The organism is Lysinibacillus sp. TE18511, from assembly GCF_054062295.1.
In genome coordinates, this window is record NZ_JBSSFD010000009.1 from 18,881 (window position 1) to 36,648 (window position 17,768).

A 17,768-nucleotide genomic window follows, 5' to 3' on the forward strand; every position below is an offset into this window, starting at 1 on the left:
CTTATAAGAATGCCACAACAACACATAGTAACAAGACAAAAATGAAAAGGAGGTGTCGTATGTATCGTCGTTGGCGTCAATTTGTCATTTTGCCTATGCTCATCGTTTTATTGTTCATGCCCGTACAGGCTTTTGCCGCCAAAAAGCTAATTCCGATGGGCGAAGCAATTGGAATTCAACTTCAGTTATCACATGTTTTCGTAGCGCATGATGTGCTATTAGCTTCCAATCAATGGATGAAGGGAGGCGCTGTTATTGAAAAAATAAATGATATTTCTGTAAAAACACTTGCAGATGCCAAAAAAGCTGTTGCTCAGCAGGGACAACAGAAGTGGACGATAAAAAGTGAAGGAAAAGAAATAACGCTGGATTTACAGGAGAAAGAAGCAAAACATGTTATTTCATTTTTAAAAGATGAAACAGATGGAGTAGGAACATTGACATACATTGATCCAGAGACAAAAAATTACGGTGCATTAGGTCATCAAATTGTGGATTCAACCTTACAAGAAGCCCCTGTTTTTCATGCTGGTTCCATTTTCTTAGCTTCGATTCAACAAATTCGTAAAAGCATACCTGGTCAACCCGGCTATAAAATATCCTCCATTCAAAAACATCAGGAACGATTAGGGAGTATAGATAAAAATACAGTTTATGGAATTTTTGGCCGTTGGGAAGACGGTTATCAACAAAGTTTGCCTAAAGCAATTGAAATTATGCATGAAAAGGATATAAAGAAAGGGAAAGCTGAAATTTACACAGCGATAGAGGGCAGTAAGGTGGAAACTTTTACAATTGAAATAACAAAGGTCGAAAATGAACGCCTTGAATTCATAGTATCTGATGAAAAGCTCATTAAAAAAACAGGTGGTATTTTGCAGGGAATGAGTGGCAGTCCTATCATTCAAGACGGCCGTTTTGTAGGTGCAGTTACACATATGTTTGTGGAGGAACCTAAAAAAGGCGCAGCAATCACAGTAGCGGAAATGTTAAAAAAATCATCATGAAAGAATGGAGCTACCATATTATATGGCAGCTCCATTCTTTCATGAAAGTGCTATTTATTATTTCGTTCTCCATGTATTTCGTTTATTTATGAAGGGATTAGCGATTCTTTAAAAAAACTGTAGTTATATCTCAATTTTTTCACTAAAATAATTAGTAGTAGCAATCAACGATTTGTTAATATTTATCATAACTTGTCGATAAAAAAAGAAATTATCGGACTACATACTCATTTTTGGAAATCGAAAAGGTTTTTAAAACAAAAATGTCGAAACTTCCACAGTGTGCTAAAAAATGCATAAGGGGTAGTGTGACGCTTTGTGGTGATTCAAAGCAAAGTTCAGGAGGAGGAATTGAAATGACAAAAGTAAAAGTAGCGATTGCAGATGATAATCGTGAGTTATTAAAAACGATGGAGCAGTATTTTCAAGGACATCCCGAAATTGAAATAATTGCAACTGCTTCAAATGGTAAAGTTTGTTTGCAAATGTTGGAGGAATTTAAACCGGATATTTTGCTACTAGATATTATAATGCCGCATCTTGACGGGTTAGCTGTATTGGAGTCAATGTATCAAAATGAACAAATGTCATCTGTTCAAGTGATCATGTTAACTGCTTTTGGTCAAGAAGATGTCATGAAACAAGCTGTAGACTTAGGTGCGTCCTATTTTATGCTTAAGCCATTTGAATTTGATCAATTGGTTCAAAAGATTTTAAACTGTGCAGGACAGAAGGCAACACTTCCGAAAAAGACAAGTGTTTTACAACCGGCAGCACCTCAAAAATTAAATCAACATCAATTGGATAGCACGATCACAGCTATTATTAAGGAAATCGGCGTTCCTGCGCATATTAAAGGATACTCTTATTTGCGAGAGGCTATTCAGATGGTGTTCGAAGATATCGAGTTATTAGGCTCTGTGACGAAAATTTTATATCCAGAAATCGCTAAAAAATTCAATACAACTCCATCACGAGTTGAACGCGCGATTCGTCATGCCATTGAGGTCGCATGGAATCGTGGCAATTATGAATCGATTTCGTCGATGTTTGGTTATACAGTACATCATTTAAAGTCGAAGCCGACAAATAGTGAATTTATTGCCATGATTGCGGACAAGATTCGCATCGACATGATGGCTAGTTAAACCCGTTATATCAAGGTTTGTAGCGTGTGGCTTAGCGGAGAATGACCGATAAATCTAAATTAGATAACGCTTATATAGCGATAATTATAACGCCTTTTTAGACAGTTTGCACCGACTGTTTGAGGGGGCGTATTTTTTTATGTCTATAAGTCCGTTTTTAATCGAAATTGACCGTTATATGCTGGATTGTTCCGCAAAAGGTCTTTCATCTAAAACGCTAAAATCGTATGAACAAACGCTTAGACTCTTCGCGAGGTATCTCTTAGATAACTTCGAAATAGATGACGTTAAAAGCGTCAAGGCAGAGCATGTACGAGCCTATATCCGTTCAATCGAAGAAAGAGGAAAGTTCGAGGTAAGCGCTGGTGAAACGCCTGTAAACTACCCAGAACGACGTGGCGATTTTGGTAAGCCTGTGAGTAAAACGACAATAGCGAATTATGTACGTAACATAAAAGCATTTTATTCGCATTTATATTCAGAACAACTTATTCGCAGCAATCCTTTGAAGGATTTAAAGAATGTTAAGCCTGAGCGAAAAGCCAAAGTTATGCTCGAAGATAATGAATTAAAACAGTTTTTCCGATCTTTCGACGTTACGAAATTCGATCAATACCGCGATTGGGTAATTGCGCGATTAATCTTTGATACTGGTGCTAGAATAGGAGAATTGTTGGAAGTTGTAGTATCTGATATTGACTTGCGAGGCAATGCGTTGTTATTGCGAAAGACGAAAAACAGTAAGCAACGTTTCGTTTACTACTCAGAAAAGACGCGCAAACATCTTAGGTCATGGCTAGCGTACAAGGATCGATATTCAGATAGCACATATGTCTTTCCGACGAATAGAGGAACTAAATTACGGATCGAGGGAGTCGAGCGATCATTTAGACTCCGCAGTAAAGATGTAGGGTTACAGGTGACTCCACACTTACTTAGAAATAATTTTGCCAAAAGATATTTGGTTAATGGCGGTGATTTAGCAACGTTATCTCGATTGTTGGGACATGCCCACGTTGATATTACTGCTCAAATCTATCTTGATTTCGCGGATAAGGAAGTAATGAAGAAGTACAGACAGCATAGTCCACTTGAAAACTTGAACATTTAAACAGGAAAAGTCGCTAGTGAGACAACACTAACGACTTCTAACTTAATATCTACGCTAAAAATTGCCTGCCAGCAATAGCGTTTACTTAGGGTTCATTATATCGAAAAAAATTCGATGATGCAACTTCTATTAAGTGCACCCTTTTTTAGCAGTAGCGTCGTGGGTTGCCGAATAATACGACGATAATCTAACCTCGATAGGTTACGACTTAACCGATGCAATAACTAAGTCTAGGACACGCTATAAGCGTCGCCGTATGTGCGCTTTGTGTCTGAATGCCGCTGACGGGCATTGTACGGTCAGGAGTGGAAGGTCTGAACGCTTACGGGCGTTGTAGGACGTGTCACTCGTTAAATATGTCGCAGAGTTCCGCAGTTAGTCGGATATGTGTTCGCGGTAAGTGTAAGGCACTTATACGGGATTTAACGGCTATCGGGGGCAGAAGTAGATAGTAGACACGTTGAGTAGAAATACTCGCGAATACATACGGCGATACAATACGGATACCATAGTTAAACTGATCCATGTAAATTGCGTTCGTCTGTCTTACATGACTGATAACTACGTCTACTATTTCGTACTATCAGCGTGTAGGCAGACGAACTGCGTCCAAGCCGTTGTCCATGTTGCCGGCTCCATGATGGCGGAAAGCCTAAAATACTGTCAAGCGTAAAACTACTAAAATATCAAAATAAATACATAGAGCGTCGAGGACAAGTCAATATGAAATTCATTGTTTAATCTAATTCGAATGGATACCTTTCAATATTCTGCGACCAATACATCGGGATTAGTGCGACTTCGTATGCTCCGGCATATCCACTTAGTTTACGTGGTTCCTCAGTAATGCCAAACTCTTCGAAAAGTTTGCCGACGTCTTGATTTTCAGCAGGTATAAGTTTAACCTTCGCAATTTGACCATCCTTAAATATAACGCTTGCATTGCGATATTTATCAGTGTCAGCTAGAGCATAATAATCAGCTGTATCCGACCGATTACCGTCAAACGTAAATTGTCCGTCAATGTACGGTTTAATATCGCTATCAACCTCGAATTTACTTAATACTTCATCTTTTGTTAACGGTTTAATTTCGACTGGTTCCGGCTTAGTTTCGGGCGTATTCGTCTGAGTCTTTTCTTCGGAAGCATCCTTAACGACTTCTTCTTTAGCTTGGCTATCTACTACTTTCTTATTTTCTGGTGGCTCAGGTAATATTGCGCCTAGTAGTCCTAATGCGACAACCACTCCTAACCATACTTGCCAGCGTTTATACCACGGTTTTTCCATATAATCTATCTCCTTATTAATATACTGTTATTCCAATATTTTAAATTAAATACAATTTTAGGTCAAACCACTAAAAATGCATGGCTATCCTACTAGACCTGAAGCATATTTAAGTGAAAGACTACATATCAGTAAAAAAAGTGGAAAAAGGACGGTGATTTACCGATGTACAACAAAGAAAAGCTGGACAAGTTTGCGGAGGGCGTTCGTAAACAGACGGAGAAGTACGGATGGCCTACTACTCCGAAAAAGAAGAAGAAAAAGAAAAGCAAATAAAAAGAAAGACGATTGCCACTATTCGGCGTCGTCTTTTTTGTTTCCATCTATTGTTAAAACCTCGTTGAAGTCGGTTGTACCTAACGCTTGCATTATAGTCTCTAAATGATCTCGGTTTATTTGAGTCTTGTTGTTTCGATACATATCACTTATCGTTGCAGGACGTAAGTCGACCCCTGTTTTCTCTAACACAACAGCGCGTAACTCCTTTTGTGATTGGATGCCACGAGCAGTCGCAGCTTGTTCTATTGTTAACTTTATCATACTGTGCACCTCGGTTTTTATTATAAGTATAAACTGCGCTAAAAACTTTTACAACGTTTTGTGTAATTACGTATTTACAGCTTTCTGTAATTATGTTATTCTGTATTTAGGAGTTAAAACAACAAAAGGAGGTTTTACAGATGAATCAAACAATTGAACACGTAACTTTAGACGACAACTACTCAGTGACAATGGTAACAACGCAATTAATGGAAGGTGTGCAGCTAATTACTTGCGCAGATGAATGTGAGGCTACGTTAATGATTAATGACCAGGACATCAATCTAGTTTATACAGCAGAATTAGCTAATATCATAGGTAACCTCAACGACTACACGGCAGAGCAACTGCTCCTGGCATTGGGGCAAGTTGATCGATTAGTTTCATAGGTTCGCTACGGAGTTTAATGTGTAAAAGTCCGGTGCAATCGGTAAATTTCGATGTTATACGGAGTTTACTACAGGTGTTCCACCGTAGTTTGCTCCGGATGACGTCATTTGTACCTGAATTAACGATTGGAGGAGTTAATATGTGCGAGTACCATTCAAAATTTAACGGATTATTGTCGGAATTAAACAACCAGCGAGGCATATTAACTAAAGAGTTGTCTCGTCTAGATAAGTATATTAGTAGTATGTATCACGACTTAGAAGGAATCGATCCTTCGGAAGAATTCTCGTTAAGCTTTGTTACGCAATTACATGAAACGCTTAAAAAGCGCAGGGTAGTGAAGGATGAAATGGCTCGCTTGGATGCGGTTTTAAACCCACTACGTAATGTAACAGGGGAGATTGAAACGTCAGTAAACACTCGTAAGAAAGTTAGCAGACGCTGGAAAAGAGATTTTAAAATGACGTTAACGTTAGAGGAAGTAATAACGACTTCTAATTGACCTTGGACGATATATTAGGTGAAATGTTATTAGTAAACTCACTCGCGCCAACGAGTTGAGTCGTCCGTTTTGCGCCAACATTACGGGCAATAAATACGCTAGAGTCAGCGCCAACAGATTTTAGGGAAAGGCTATCGCGCCAACGGTAGCCAAATAAGCTAGGCAAAATGTTCAGTAACCTTTATATAAATTATTTAAACTGTATTACCAATTTATGTGAAATATAATATCGGTAATGATGTCTAAATTATTAATTGAATATAGCCTATTGCCCTTTGCTCTATTTATCACACGAATAAAATACTACAAATGGAGGTGAAAAAATGGATAACTGTAGTAACTGTAATAAACGTTCCTGTTTATGTGGAAGCCAAATAGGACCATTCACAGCAGTCGATCTCTGTGGAATTACGGGCTCTATTCCTCCTGTAATACCAACAGCATGTAGCGGTCTTTGCGAATATGGTTATATATATAATCTAGGTCCTGAAACTGTAGCTGTAGAGGCAGATATTATTTTTGATTCAACAGGTATAGTTACACCGGGTATTACGCATGTACCAGGAACCTCTCAAATTTTTGTTACCACACCGGGAATCTACGAGGTTACTTTCATCGTATCAGGTGTTGAAGATTGCCAATTCACACTATATTTAAATGGTAATCCGGTTACACAAGCAGTCTATGGTTCAGGAGCTGGTACTCAACAAAACACAGGTCAGGTAATAATTTCTATACCATCCGGCGGTATTCTTACACTTAAGAATCACTCTTCTGCCGCTGCAGTAATTCTTCAAACTTTAGCAGGAGGCACACAAATAAACGTAAATGCTTCTATTCTCCTTAAAATGTTAAGTCCTATTGTCTAGAGATATAAAAACACTCTTCATTTCAAAACTTCAATAGATTTCATAGTTAGGAGTGATTAACCTTTTGCGTAGGAATTACTCCTTTTTTTCTTTAAACAATATGTTTCAGATATTCATTCAATATAGCGATGAAATTTAAAATTCCACTTTGGTATAATTGTTTAAAGTAACCTTGACGAAACAAACGTTTAAGAAGATAAAAGATATTACGAGTCTTTGCTAACGCAAATCCTCTACGTCAGCTAAAGCCTCCGTCTCATTACATTATTGATGATATCTAGCGATTGTAATAATATCAATGTAATAGATAGACGCGGACTTATTTTGCGTTCTTTGCAAAATAAGGACGCAAAGGTTTTAAATGGTTGTTCCAACCAAACGGAACCTTTATCGTTACTGTTGATATTGGGCGAAATCCTTTCGTAATACTACTGATAAGATAGACAAGATGTTCATTCTAAGTGGCTAAACATACAATATATATGCCTTTTACAGCATTTTAACAACATAGATAACTACATATTGTGTTATTGCGACGGTATTCATCGGGACGTAAAAGGCAGGTAATTCTACGATTTTGGGACGTAAAAGGCAGGTAATTTTTGAGGAGAAGAAAAGGAGCAGATATGACATGACAACAGATTTCAGAGAACGAGTTATTAACTACCAAAAGACTGGCGACAGATTAATAATTGATGAAATTATCTACGGAACTACTTTCGATTTTATGAATGATCCAACACGTCAGCATATGCAAGTTGGAGATAAGTTGAAGGTAACAATTAAGTTGCCGCGCCATGAGTATTATATTTCATACCATATTAGGGTTCTAAATGACTTTGCTTTGTCTAAATATCGAGGTGAGCGCCAAAATCTCATAACAAAAGAATTTAGCCGAATACTATCCGTATTAGCGATTGATTATGGAATTGATTTCAAAGGCGAAATCATTCAGCAGGACGAATGGCAGTATTACTATAGACTGACGCCAGAACTAATCGAAAACTTGCGCGAACTGCTACCACGTATCGATTCGGAGGTTTTTGGCAGCGATTACGCCACGTTCATTCAGTATTTTAGAAAGTACGAGGCTATCATATTGGAGCAATCCGATAAATTAGCGGAGATGGAGCGCAAGGTAGAAGCAAATACACTAGAAGCGTTAGAGCGAGCATTAAAATACGTAGATGCTTCACGAACAGAGCGCGAGATTGTTAAATATGTAAATACTGCGTTCTCTACTAGATTCGGTGAGTTAGAATTGGAACGGAATGGAAAAAGACGTATTTACCGTAAAGATAGGTACGACACGCTAAAGCCGATGCATGTTACGTTAAAATTCCCAGAGGATACATACAGAGCGATTTTACCGCAACTTACGGAGTGCAATGTTCATAAACTTACTAAATCGCAACGTGTAGCCATAGACAAGCTGTATGAAGTAATAGAACAGGATAAAGCTGTAATTGATTTTACTAACTATAGTTGTACTAGGTCCGGCAGTGTAGTAATCACACGCAATTATGCTGCTGAAAAAATAGATATAACTTATGAAAATTTAAGGAAAATGTTATCTCGTATTAAAAAAAGAGTCACAAAATAGCGTATTACTATCATGTGCCGAGAAGGATAAAACAAGTAAAAAGTTTTTGTTGGGCATGCACACAACTACCATGTTTTGCGCCTTACCTTATAGAGGAAGTAAATAACATAAATTCAAGCGGTCCATTCGGGCGGCTTTTTTTTATTTTGCAAAGCAGTTGAGGAATTTACACAACAATTTTAGAGGTGGTGAGGAAATGTCAAAATTAAACGCAGATCAAATCAAGTATTATCGTGAGGCACTAGGATTAACACAGAGCGAATTGTCGAAGGAACTAGGTATTTCAACGACGATGCTAAGCTCGATTGAACGCGGCGACCGTCGCCTCACACCAATGGTCGCAAGCAAAGCGCTTCAAAAATTCAATGAATCACGGCAGCATTTGGCGAAGGTTATAGCTGAACTAGGCGAACTAGCCGACGCTTTACAAAAATAAAACGGAATCAGAAAAGGAGAAGATATGACATGACAGCATTATCAACAGGCAAACAATTAGTACAATTAAACCCAACGACACGACGTAAGGCTATCGCACAAAAACAAAACTACGTAGTAAAAGACGGCAAGCCTTACAGCTTAGAAACCGGAGAATACTTAGGCGATCTTTTCACTCATGACTTAGTACCAAAAATGACAGAAACCAAGTATCGTGCTATTGAATCAATTCAGGCATTAGGCTCCCACGAAGAAGAAAACGGAGGTTTTGTATTCGCCTTCTTTCAGCAGTCACGAACAATAATTGAACGTTTCCCTTCATTAAATAACGCTGACATCGCTCGATTAATGTACCTGGGAACATATATCGCATGGAACACCGGGCGATTGCAATACGATAACGGCAAGGTAATCAGTCGTGAAGGCTTTGAAAAGTTGACGGGGCTTAGTAGAAAACGTGCTCGTGAACTATTCAGTCGTTATTGCCAGGAAGGTATCATTTCAGAGTCGGGAGGAGCGCTATACATGAATCCTACCGTCTTTTTCAGAGGAAACATTAAGTCAATTCAATCACACACAACGGATTTACAACATACACGAATGTTTAAGAAAACAGTACGTGATTTATACGATTTATCAAACGGCAGAACGGTTGGACAGCTTGCGCTAGTCTACTCGGTATTGCCGTTTTTAAATTTCGAGACAAATATCGTTTGCCACAATCCAGATGAAACGGATTCAGAGCGATTACAACCGATGAATATTGAAAGTTTAGCAGAGTTACTAGGATATGCGAACGCTGCAAAGCTGAAAATGACGATGAATCGCGTGAAAATTGACGGCAAAGTAGTGTTTGGATTCTTCGAAAACACGAATGACCGTCGTCAAAAAGGAATCACAGTAAACCCACGCGTAGTATTTGGCGGAAATGGTGAGCAGTTACAAGCAATAAGAACACAATTTAATCAATTTGGAGGAGATTAGAAATGAAGCTAAAGCAAACTATTACACAAATTGACGTCGCAGAGTATGACGTACAGATTGAAATCTCAGAAGGGAGCATTTATGCCGAAACTTTTACTCAGAGCAATGCAGTTTATCCAGCATTTAAATCGCTCATTCGTGTGCTGCAACCGTTAAAGGACGTAGCTTTACACATTCAAACGAACAGCAGACCACTTGTTGACGAATACAATGCAACTCAGCAGAATCCGAACGCAGCTTTATTGAACCACTTGAAGATGGTAATTGCGCGACAAAATCTCGATGTCACGATCGAGTACGTAGCGTAAATATAAACATTTGAAATGAAAAGGAGCAGATAAGAAATGGCATTAGAATACCTTCAATTAATCGCAAAAATAGCTTACATCGAAACAAGACTTGCGCTTGCTATGGAAGTAGGTGAGCGCCATGTGTAAAGAACTTACTTGCCGCATCTGTAATGAGACAAAAGCAATTGAGCTATTCCGCCGTGATGCAAAGAGTAAAACAGGGCGTCAGAATATCTGTAACGAGTGCAGGAAGCAACATAGAAGGAAGAACGGTGAATACGCTCGACAGCGTGCTTACGCATACTCCATTAAAGCCGGACAAACTAAACCGATGGTAAGTGCTGCATATATTGAAACCATTTTGACGGAAGCATGTGTATATTGTGGTTGTGACTTTACTGATGGTAGTGTAGTTGCCACTTGCGACCACGTATACCCGCAATCGAGCAGTTATGGTGGGGTTAATATCGAGGTAAATGTCTTGCCTGCGTGTAGGTCTTGCAATAGTACAAAGCATGATTTATTTGCAATAGAAGCATTCGATAAATATCCTGAGCGATTCAAACCGGAACTATTACGACCGTTCGTTCAGCGTTTTATCGGCGGTCTTATTGGCCGGAAACTGACCGACATTGAAGTTGAGCAGATGATAGGACACCTACGCGATGAGGCTGCAGAGGTGCGACGCAATGAGGCGAAACAAAAGGCGGTGCAATCCGCTGTCTAATAACCGAGATTTCGAAGCCTGGCGCATACCGGGCTTTTTCATTTTATACGTTGGCGCGGGACATAACGAGGCTATTCGACGATTAAAACAACGAAAAGGCTATAAAGTTATGGCTACGTACACAGACCGTAAAGGAAAGTTGCAGGCGGTGCAATTCAAGATTCCCGATAATTTACATCGGGGTCTTAAAAATGTACTAAAACGGCTCAAAAACGGCGATTATGAGCGTTCCTAATAGATAAGTCGAGGATATATTTTAAAACGCTAGTATCGAAAGAATTGACTAAATCTATTACCCTACACGGTCATGCGGAAAGGAGTGACGCTAATGCGCTTTGCCTTACTATCAATCGTCAATTTGCGAGATATTCCGTTCATTTCACTATTAATTTATCAAACGGATGAACGCGGCATATCCAATTTAATTGGCGAAATCTCAAAGCCTTATGACGATTTTATCGACTTGCTAGATGATTTGTATGCGTATGAAATAAACGAGCTGCAGACGGATAGCCAAGAGTTGTATCGAGAATTAATGAGCGCTCAGTGTCCGGTGATTTATCGGCGTGAAGTCGAAGGGACGCGTGAGCAGATTACTCATAACGAGGAAATGTTAGTCGAATTATTCGAGTTGGACAAGCAAAACGAGCAGCCAACGCCTGTTATTCCGACATGGCGATTGTGGTGCATCAACAAGCTAGAAAAGATTATCCAAAAACTAAAAACAAAGGGGCTAAAACTAGATGACAATTAAGGCACACGAATTTAAATTATTACAAGATTACAAAGAAGAAGGCGCTGAACGAGCAGCGAAACACCAGCAGTTTCAAACAGACTTAGAAAGTGCTCGCGCACGTTTAAGAGAATTACAGACACAGTACGAATATACGTTTACAGAAAGCATTAAACAAGGCACGGATGCAACTGAGCAACTCGCTAAAATTGACGATGATATTGCACTACAGAAAGAGGTTGTTGTACGTCGGGAGCGTGATGCGCGTTTAGCACATGCGGCTATGCCTGAAGGTAAGATTTCGTCTGTAGACGTAGTAGATGAGTATCGAAATGTATTTGTACCAAAAGTTAGGGCGGAGTATGAACCAATTGTCGATGCAAAATTAAAAATGGCGAGGGATTTGTTGATTAGCTGTATTATCGATCACCGCGATGGTGAAGATGCTTACGGATATTTACGTGAGGAAATAGCTGAAATCTCTAGAGCAAATCGTTCACAAGGTAAAACGAGCGAGATTTCGCAGGCAGAACATCCTACAAGCTCGGCGAAAGTTATGGGTAGACAAGGGGCTATAGGTGGAGTGCGTGAAGTAATCAATCAGATTAGTTTATTTACAAACGGCCATAAACCCAACGATTTTGTATATATCGCAGAAGTATCAACAAAAACTAAAGGAGCGAAATAATTATGAGTAAATATAACGAACAAGTAGAAGCATTGCAAGCACAGCAAGCGAAGGGTAAAGGCACTAATTTCCGAGCTTTAGAATTTGGCTTAAAGCAGAAATTGCAAGACGGTACAATTCAACAACAGGACGTAGCAATAGCATTACAAGTCGCAAGTGCAATTGGTTCGCTGAGTTCGCGTGTTTTATACGCAAACGTTAAACGAGCTGCGCAACAAGAACATGAAACAGAACAAGCAGAATAAAACGTAATCATGGCGGACTTAGTTCCGCCTTTTCTATGTTCAAAAACTAAACAATCGGAGGCTATAAAAATGAATGTATTTTACACACTACTAACGCCTGTAGGACTGGCGAAGGTAGCTAACGCACAATTAACGCAAAGCAAGGTTGCAATATCGCACATTGCGGTAGGTGACTCGAATGGAACGAATTATCCGCCTACAGGGAACGAAACAGCGCTCAAAAAGGAGAAATGGCGAGGCAGCATCTCAGGTATCGCTATTGACACGGCTAATCCGAATTGGATTGTCGTTGAGGCGATATTGCCCGCGACAGTTGGCGGATTTACTTTGCGAGAAGTGGCGTTATACGACGAAGTAGGCGATATGATTGCGATTGGTAACTATCCTGATACGTACAAGCCGGTAGCTAGCGACGGTTCAACGATGGATTTAGTAATGCGCACGATTATCGAAGTTAGTAATGCCGATAGTGTTACGTTGAAGATTGATCCGAATGTTATCGTTGCTAGTCGTAAATATGTGGACGATAAGGTTGCGGAAATTCAAACAACAGTTAATGAGCATTTGTCCGAAGCCGTTACGAAAACTAAAGCTAGTAAATCTTATTATGTAAATGCGTCAGCGGGCAGTGATTCAAATGATGGGTTGACAGTTAATACAGCTTTTAAAACTACGGCAAAAGCAATTAGCTTAATTCCTCAAGTGGTGAATCATAATATAATTATAAATATCGCAGAAGGCTCGTATAATGAGACAATTACTTTAGACGGTTATATAGGGTCGGGAACTATTACTGTAAGTGGTAATACTACTTCTACCAATACGCACATTGTTAATAATATCGTTGTCAATCGTGTTCAAGTTCCTGTTGTATTGAGAGGTCTCAAATGCGTATCAGTTAACGCTCACACTGTATTAGCGACTTATTCTAATAATGTGCATGTGCAGTATATTAAAGACGATACTCCATCTACGTTTAATGGTATACATTACTTGAGCACTAAAGGTCGTATTTATTCTTCTGAATTCTCAAATAAGAATGCCGCTATTTATTCTGAGTTATGCTCTACTATTTATAGTGAGATAAATTCAGGAGTATCTAACTCATTCGGATTATCTGCTTATAAAGCTGGCGTAATCGGAAAAACAGGTACACAACCAACAGGAGTTGTTGCCGAAGCATCCGCTGACGGGGGTGTAATTCGCCAATAATCGATGAATAATTAACAAATTTAACTAGCCTTTGACCGCCGTGTGCGGTTGAGGGCTTTTTATATGCAAAGAGGAAGGGGACGCGAGAAATGAATAACGCAGATAGTGAAGTAGAAATTTTAACAAATGCCACAGTATTAGCCGGTTCTTTATTAACCGCAGATGCAAGTAAGCGTGAGGCGATGTTGCCGAAGTTAAAAGCGCTTGAAACAGAAGTAAAAGCGACTCAGTTAGATGTCCACAGAAATTTAAGGCGATTAGTAATTATGACGGTAAGTGCTGCGATTAGATACGGCACCAGCGGAAAGCAATCAGACGCAAAACGGACGCGTAAGCACGGTAATGAAGTCGCTAAAGAGTTAGGACGATTAAAAAGACTTGCGCAGCGTAGGGAACGTGATTATTAATGGCCGTTAATTTAACAGCCGTATTCCAGGTTCGCGACCGTGGCTCGAATAAACTACGCCGTATTATACAGATGATGGACAGTATGAACCGTGTAAGTCGAACAACTAGCGAAAGTATAAGCGAGATGGGATCATCCATCGCTAACGTGGCAAAGAAAACATCACTATTGACGACCGGAATCTCGAGTTTAGGAGCTGCTACGGGACCTGCTGTTGCCGGAATAGGTGCGCTGTCAGCGTCGTTTACTGCAGCTGCTCTTGGCGCCGCGGCATTCGGGGCAGTTGCCGTTTCGTCGCTAGGCGACATATTCGAGGCATCTAAGGAAGTAGAGAAAATCGAAGAAAAACTCGCGAAGGCAGATAGCGCCAAGGAGAAAATCGCTGCGCAGAAAGAGTTGGCCGCGCTATATGCTGATATGAGCAAAGCGCAACAAGGCGCGCTAAAGGATTTGCAGAAGTTCAAAGAGTTCTGGGGCGGATTTACAAAGAAATTCGAGGAACCTGTATTTGCAGCCTTCAGCTCAGGATTACAAATTACGCAGAAGATATTAAACGGATTAGAACCGACCATCAAAAAAGTATCTGGCGTAGTTGTTGAACTGATGCAAGGCTTTAATAAATCCATTGATGGCGGTGGATTGAAAGAGTTCTTTGATTGGCTAAACATCTACGCAGCAAAAAGTCTCAAAAACTTTTTAACTATCACCGGAAATACATTCTCCGGCATCTTTAATTTGTTCAAATCTTTTGCACCGCTTGGAGCCAGCGTTGAAAACGGACTCGTCGGCATGACACAGAAATTTAAGCAGTGGTCAGCGAGTTTAAGTGGGTCAAAAGGATTCCAAAGTTTCATAGAGTATGCGAAAACAAACGGATCAGCAATCCTAGACATTCTAAGTAACGTTTGGTCAGTAGTTGTGGATGTTGTGAAGGCGCTAGCACCGCTTGGAACAGTCTTGCTTAATGTATTTAATAAGCTTTCTAGCGTATTAGCTGAGCTTACACCTTGGTTTGGAGTACTAACGGACAAGGTTGCTGAATTTGCCTCTAACATCCTAGGTAAGTTAGGTCCTGCACAAGAAGTCATAGGCGGTATTGTATCGAAGGTAAAAACGCTGTGGTCTGCGTTTAAAAACGGCGGTTCGAATGGCTTAGTAAGTGCACTGTTTCCTCCGGATATCGCTACTAAAGTAAATGCGGTTATTGACGGAATTAAAACGAAAATATCGGAACTGATGAATGCATTTAAGAATGGCGGATTTGGTGGTGTATTCAACGAAATTTTTGGCGAGGGTTCGTTTGAAACGCTCAAGTCTAAATTCGAGGAAGTAAAGTCGTTCATTACCGAAAAGATAACGCAATTTGCTCCGATTTTTGAGCAACTGAAAACTGCGTTTACTACGGCATGGACCACAATATCCGACATACTATCAAATGCATGGCTGATAATTGAGCCAATTCTGAGCAGTCTATGGAATTATATTCAAATTGTCGGAGATGTAGCGATGATCGTTTTTAACAACGTAATTGCACCGGCAATTTCGTTCTTAGCGCAATTATTTTCGACTTTATGGTCGATAGCACAACCGATTCTTACTGCACTTTCTTTAGGGTTCGAAGCGTTATCCGCAGTGATGAAATGGATGTGGGACAATATCTTAGCGCCACTTGTCGACTTCATTTTAACCGGCGTCAAAAATGCGTTTGAAACGTTTTCCGGAGTATTATCGACTGTACAAGGTTGGTTCGAAACGCTGAGTGGATGGATAAACACGGCTTACGGATACGTAAAAGACTTTATTGGTTATATCGGCAAAGTCAAATTACCGAGCTGGATTACAAAAGGCGTTAGCTCTACAGTCTCGTTCATAGGAAACGCTATTGGCGCTGGCAGCGGTAAGGGATCGTCCGCAAAATCGAACTATCATGGCTTGGACAACGTGCCATATGACGGGTATTATGCGAGACTCCATAAAGGTGAACGCGTTATGACTGCGAGAGAGAACAAGGAATTTTCGCAAGGCGGCGATGGTGGAAACGGTGGTTTCGGAGATATCAATATTACGATGAATGGAGTAACAATCCGCGAAGAAGCTGACATCCGTAAAATTGCTGACCAATTAGTATCGGGTATTTTACAGAAACGAGGTGGGTCCTGGTGAGTGTATTTAAACCGGAAATAGTCAGAGAAGGTGATGGTGTTACCCGCTTATTAAATGTCATTCAATTTATGGGCTATAATCCTGGAGGCACTATCCACCAAGCAACGGTCGTTAGCGAACACCCTAACTTTAAAGTCCGTATTGATGCCTATACCATCGACATTGGTGACGAAATTATCATATGCAATCCGCAACTAAAGCCATACAGTGAAACCGTTACAATAAACGGTCAGCGTGTGACAATCGAGCATGACAATAAGCTGAAAGTAGGCGCTCGGGTGCTAATCTACGAGGTAGAAAGTCAACAGCTGCTCTTTTTATTATCTTTATCAGACGAATAAACAAACGAAGGCAGGCAGTCGGCTTATACAGCATGCTTGCCTTTTCTAATAAAACGAACGAGGAGTGATGGAATGAAACGATCACCAACTATGGAAGAATTAAAAGCGGACATTGAGCGCTTACAAGGTGAGATTGATGGGGCAGATATGGAGCGAGGTTATTGTAAAATACCGTTCCCGCCGGTCAGTGACGTTTGGGCAGAACAGGCATATAAACGTAATTTAGTAGATATAAAGCAGTTTTTATCAGACTACGTAGAATTAGTTTTAACAGCGAAGGAAATCGTACCATTGGGCGAACTAGAACAAGTTAATAATTGGTTAGATATTTTAAAAGTAGCGAGAGAAGCGAATGATATTGTCTTAGGCGCTACATGTACGAGCATAGCCGTTTTATTACGTATCGCGACTAATGGTGACAGTAGAATGCACTACGCTAACCTTGCGGATATGATCGTAAGTACCATCGAGGAAGTACCATATTCTGTTTTTTACGAAGATGTTTATAAAGGCGACTATGACGGAAATTATGATAAATACTACGCTGACAAACGAAAGGAGCTAATTAAATGGCACGAAAACTAGACGAAATTTTGAAGGAACTGACGGTTGACCAAGCGAAGGCTGCTGAGTTGATTTATGAAAACGACCTATTGCCGAAAGGTAAGCGTCGTTCTTACGTTGAAATTGCAAAGGAAGTTGGTGTATCTGACCGGACATTACGTAAATGGAGACAGTTGCCTGCGATGTTAGAATATAAGACAGCGGTAACAGATACGTATTTAGCAGATAATCGTACACGCGTTATGCAGGCGCTTGTTAACGAATGTGAGGCGGGCAATGCCTCGATGATGAAACTATACATGCAAACGATGGGTATGCTGGTTGACAAGGCGGAAGTCGAGATTAAAGCGCCTAATGCGGATCCAGACGCAGTTGCAGCTCGATTAGCGAATATTAAAAATCGATATTAAAAGGCGATATATCAACGTTTTAGTGCGTTAAAGTATTATAAATGCGGAGTTGGCTACGTGCTGGCTTCGCTCTTTTTTTATGCGTTGAAAGAGCGTTATGATTCCGTTTGA

Annotated in this window: 22 protein-coding genes; 20 read left to right on the forward strand and 2 right to left on the reverse strand. The window is 40.0% G+C overall.

The features are described from left to right. Positions 1-59 precede the first annotated feature (59 nt). The 3 genes from ACVWXS_RS08860 to ACVWXS_RS08870 all read left to right on the forward strand — a co-directional run bounded on the left by ACVWXS_RS08860 (position 60) and on the right by ACVWXS_RS08870 (position 3,266). Complete coding sequence (locus tag ACVWXS_RS08860; protein ID WP_402988785.1) at positions 60-1,007, forward strand: SpoIVB peptidase S55 domain-containing protein; 948 nt, start codon at positions 60-62, stop codon at positions 1,005-1,007. A 356-nt stretch (positions 1,008-1,363) separates the two neighbouring features. Further along, the gene (gene spo0A, locus ACVWXS_RS08865) at positions 1,364-2,155 is read left to right on the forward strand and encodes a sporulation transcription factor Spo0A (RefSeq protein ID WP_068984758.1); all 792 of its coding nucleotides are present in this window, start codon (positions 1,364-1,366) and stop codon (positions 2,153-2,155) included. A gap of 139 nt (positions 2,156-2,294) precedes the next feature. Then, positions 2,295-3,266 (forward strand): tyrosine-type recombinase/integrase, encoded by a 972-nt coding sequence (locus ACVWXS_RS08870; protein WP_456957691.1) that lies wholly within the window; start codon positions 2,295-2,297, stop codon positions 3,264-3,266. Positions 3,267-4,003: 737 nt separating this feature from the next. Here ACVWXS_RS08870 and ACVWXS_RS08875 read toward each other — a convergent pair. Together ACVWXS_RS08875 and ACVWXS_RS08880 are read right to left on the reverse strand one after the other, a co-directional pair. After that, positions 4,004-4,555 (reverse strand): hypothetical protein, encoded by a 552-nt coding sequence (locus ACVWXS_RS08875; RefSeq protein ID WP_456957693.1) that lies wholly within the window; start codon positions 4,553-4,555, stop codon positions 4,004-4,006. Positions 4,556-4,849: 294 nt separating this feature from the next. Then, positions 4,850-5,095 carry a helix-turn-helix domain-containing protein gene (locus ACVWXS_RS08880; protein ID WP_456957695.1) on the reverse strand — a complete coding sequence of 82 codons (246 nt, stop codon included), beginning with the start codon at positions 5,093-5,095 and terminating at the stop codon, positions 4,850-4,852. A 140-nt stretch (positions 5,096-5,235) separates the two neighbouring features. Between ACVWXS_RS08880 and ACVWXS_RS08885 the strand changes: the two genes are divergently transcribed. The 17 genes from ACVWXS_RS08885 (at position 5,236) to ACVWXS_RS08965 (ending at position 17,657) form a co-directional block, all read left to right on the forward strand. Beyond that, complete coding sequence (locus tag ACVWXS_RS08885) at positions 5,236-5,484, forward strand: hypothetical protein (RefSeq protein WP_456957697.1); 249 nt, start codon at positions 5,236-5,238, stop codon at positions 5,482-5,484. Positions 5,485-5,573: 89 nt separating this feature from the next. After that, positions 5,574-5,987 (forward strand): hypothetical protein, encoded by a 414-nt coding sequence (locus ACVWXS_RS08890; RefSeq protein WP_456957699.1) that lies wholly within the window; start codon positions 5,574-5,576, stop codon positions 5,985-5,987. Between the two features lie 323 nt (positions 5,988-6,310). Continuing rightward, complete coding sequence (locus tag ACVWXS_RS08895; RefSeq protein WP_456957701.1) at positions 6,311-6,856, forward strand: BclA C-terminal domain-containing protein; 546 nt, start codon at positions 6,311-6,313, stop codon at positions 6,854-6,856. A 631-nt stretch (positions 6,857-7,487) separates the two neighbouring features. Beyond that, the gene (locus tag ACVWXS_RS08900) at positions 7,488-8,459 is read left to right on the forward strand and encodes a hypothetical protein (RefSeq protein ID WP_456957703.1); all 972 of its coding nucleotides are present in this window, start codon (positions 7,488-7,490) and stop codon (positions 8,457-8,459) included. Between the two features lie 196 nt (positions 8,460-8,655). Next, on the forward strand, positions 8,656-8,895 hold the full coding sequence (locus ACVWXS_RS08905; RefSeq protein WP_456957705.1) for a helix-turn-helix transcriptional regulator: 240 nt from the start codon (positions 8,656-8,658) through the stop codon (positions 8,893-8,895). A gap of 29 nt (positions 8,896-8,924) precedes the next feature. Then, a complete protein-coding gene (locus ACVWXS_RS08910) occupies positions 8,925-9,878 on the forward strand; it encodes a hypothetical protein (protein ID WP_456957707.1) in 954 nt (317 codons plus the stop codon). 2 nt (positions 9,879-9,880) lie between these two features. Further along, the gene (locus ACVWXS_RS08915) at positions 9,881-10,186 is read left to right on the forward strand and encodes a hypothetical protein (RefSeq protein WP_456957709.1); all 306 of its coding nucleotides are present in this window, start codon (positions 9,881-9,883) and stop codon (positions 10,184-10,186) included. Between the two features lie 121 nt (positions 10,187-10,307). Beyond that, positions 10,308-10,895, forward strand: a complete 588-nt coding sequence (locus ACVWXS_RS08920) for an HNH endonuclease (protein WP_456957711.1) — start codon at positions 10,308-10,310, stop codon at positions 10,893-10,895. A gap of 328 nt (positions 10,896-11,223) precedes the next feature. Next, a complete protein-coding gene (locus ACVWXS_RS08925; protein ID WP_456957713.1) occupies positions 11,224-11,649 on the forward strand; it encodes a hypothetical protein in 426 nt (141 codons plus the stop codon). After that, a complete protein-coding gene (locus tag ACVWXS_RS08930; protein WP_456957715.1) occupies positions 11,639-12,316 on the forward strand; it encodes a hypothetical protein in 678 nt (225 codons plus the stop codon). Before ACVWXS_RS08925 ends, ACVWXS_RS08930 begins: the two co-directional genes overlap by 11 nt. 2 nt (positions 12,317-12,318) lie before the next feature. After that, positions 12,319-12,561, forward strand: coding sequence for a hypothetical protein (locus ACVWXS_RS08935; RefSeq protein ID WP_456957717.1), 243 nt, complete (start codon positions 12,319-12,321; stop codon positions 12,559-12,561). Between the two features lie 69 nt (positions 12,562-12,630). Then, a complete protein-coding gene (locus ACVWXS_RS08940) occupies positions 12,631-13,773 on the forward strand; it encodes a phage tail protein (protein WP_456957719.1) in 1,143 nt (380 codons plus the stop codon). Between the two features lie 89 nt (positions 13,774-13,862). Continuing rightward, a complete protein-coding gene (locus tag ACVWXS_RS08945) occupies positions 13,863-14,180 on the forward strand; it encodes a hypothetical protein (RefSeq protein ID WP_456957721.1) in 318 nt (105 codons plus the stop codon). Beyond that, positions 14,180-16,342 carry a phage tail protein gene (locus ACVWXS_RS08950; protein ID WP_456957723.1) on the forward strand — a complete coding sequence of 721 codons (2,163 nt, stop codon included), beginning with the start codon at positions 14,180-14,182 and terminating at the stop codon, positions 16,340-16,342. The genes ACVWXS_RS08945 and ACVWXS_RS08950 overlap by 1 nt, the downstream gene beginning before the upstream one ends. Further along, complete coding sequence (locus tag ACVWXS_RS08955; RefSeq protein ID WP_456957725.1) at positions 16,339-16,683, forward strand: DUF2577 family protein; 345 nt, start codon at positions 16,339-16,341, stop codon at positions 16,681-16,683. Before ACVWXS_RS08950 ends, ACVWXS_RS08955 begins: the two co-directional genes overlap by 4 nt. A gap of 72 nt (positions 16,684-16,755) precedes the next feature. Next, positions 16,756-17,268: a hypothetical protein gene (locus ACVWXS_RS08960; RefSeq protein ID WP_456957727.1), complete on the forward strand. Its 513-nt coding sequence runs from the start codon at positions 16,756-16,758 to the stop codon at positions 17,266-17,268. Next, positions 17,253-17,657 (forward strand): phBC6A51 family helix-turn-helix protein, encoded by a 405-nt coding sequence (locus ACVWXS_RS08965; protein ID WP_456957729.1) that lies wholly within the window; start codon positions 17,253-17,255, stop codon positions 17,655-17,657. Before ACVWXS_RS08960 ends, ACVWXS_RS08965 begins: the two co-directional genes overlap by 16 nt. Positions 17,658-17,768 lie beyond the last annotated feature (111 nt).

Excerpts from the sequence above, each read along its gene's own strand:
- ACVWXS_RS08860 (WP_402988785.1), top strand. The coding sequence starts at position 60 with ATGTATCGTCGTTGGCGTCAATTTGTCATTTTGCCTATGCTCATCGTT.
- spo0A (WP_068984758.1), top strand. The coding sequence starts at position 1,364 with ATGACAAAAGTAAAAGTAGCGATTGCAGATGATAATCGTGAGTTATTA.
- ACVWXS_RS08870 (WP_456957691.1), top strand. The coding sequence starts at position 2,295 with ATGTCTATAAGTCCGTTTTTAATCGAAATTGACCGTTATATGCTGGAT.
- ACVWXS_RS08875 (WP_456957693.1), bottom strand. The coding sequence starts at position 4,555 with ATGGAAAAACCGTGGTATAAACGCTGGCAAGTATGGTTAGGAGTGGTT.
- ACVWXS_RS08880 (WP_456957695.1), bottom strand. The coding sequence starts at position 5,095 with ATGATAAAGTTAACAATAGAACAAGCTGCGACTGCTCGTGGCATCCAA.
- ACVWXS_RS08885 (WP_456957697.1), top strand. The coding sequence starts at position 5,236 with ATGAATCAAACAATTGAACACGTAACTTTAGACGACAACTACTCAGTG.
- ACVWXS_RS08895 (WP_456957701.1), top strand. The coding sequence starts at position 6,311 with ATGGATAACTGTAGTAACTGTAATAAACGTTCCTGTTTATGTGGAAGC.
- ACVWXS_RS08900 (WP_456957703.1), top strand. The coding sequence starts at position 7,488 with ATGACAACAGATTTCAGAGAACGAGTTATTAACTACCAAAAGACTGGC.
- ACVWXS_RS08905 (WP_456957705.1), top strand. The coding sequence starts at position 8,656 with ATGTCAAAATTAAACGCAGATCAAATCAAGTATTATCGTGAGGCACTA.
- ACVWXS_RS08910 (WP_456957707.1), top strand. The coding sequence starts at position 8,925 with ATGACAGCATTATCAACAGGCAAACAATTAGTACAATTAAACCCAACG.
- ACVWXS_RS08915 (WP_456957709.1), top strand. The coding sequence starts at position 9,881 with ATGAAGCTAAAGCAAACTATTACACAAATTGACGTCGCAGAGTATGAC.
- ACVWXS_RS08920 (WP_456957711.1), top strand. The coding sequence starts at position 10,308 with ATGTGTAAAGAACTTACTTGCCGCATCTGTAATGAGACAAAAGCAATT.
- ACVWXS_RS08925 (WP_456957713.1), top strand. The coding sequence starts at position 11,224 with ATGCGCTTTGCCTTACTATCAATCGTCAATTTGCGAGATATTCCGTTC.
- ACVWXS_RS08930 (WP_456957715.1), top strand. The coding sequence starts at position 11,639 with ATGACAATTAAGGCACACGAATTTAAATTATTACAAGATTACAAAGAA.
- ACVWXS_RS08935 (WP_456957717.1), top strand. The coding sequence starts at position 12,319 with ATGAGTAAATATAACGAACAAGTAGAAGCATTGCAAGCACAGCAAGCG.
- ACVWXS_RS08940 (WP_456957719.1), top strand. The coding sequence starts at position 12,631 with ATGAATGTATTTTACACACTACTAACGCCTGTAGGACTGGCGAAGGTA.
- ACVWXS_RS08945 (WP_456957721.1), top strand. The coding sequence starts at position 13,863 with ATGAATAACGCAGATAGTGAAGTAGAAATTTTAACAAATGCCACAGTA.
- ACVWXS_RS08950 (WP_456957723.1), top strand. The coding sequence starts at position 14,180 with ATGGCCGTTAATTTAACAGCCGTATTCCAGGTTCGCGACCGTGGCTCG.
- ACVWXS_RS08960 (WP_456957727.1), top strand. The coding sequence starts at position 16,756 with ATGAAACGATCACCAACTATGGAAGAATTAAAAGCGGACATTGAGCGC.
- ACVWXS_RS08965 (WP_456957729.1), top strand. The coding sequence starts at position 17,253 with ATGGCACGAAAACTAGACGAAATTTTGAAGGAACTGACGGTTGACCAA.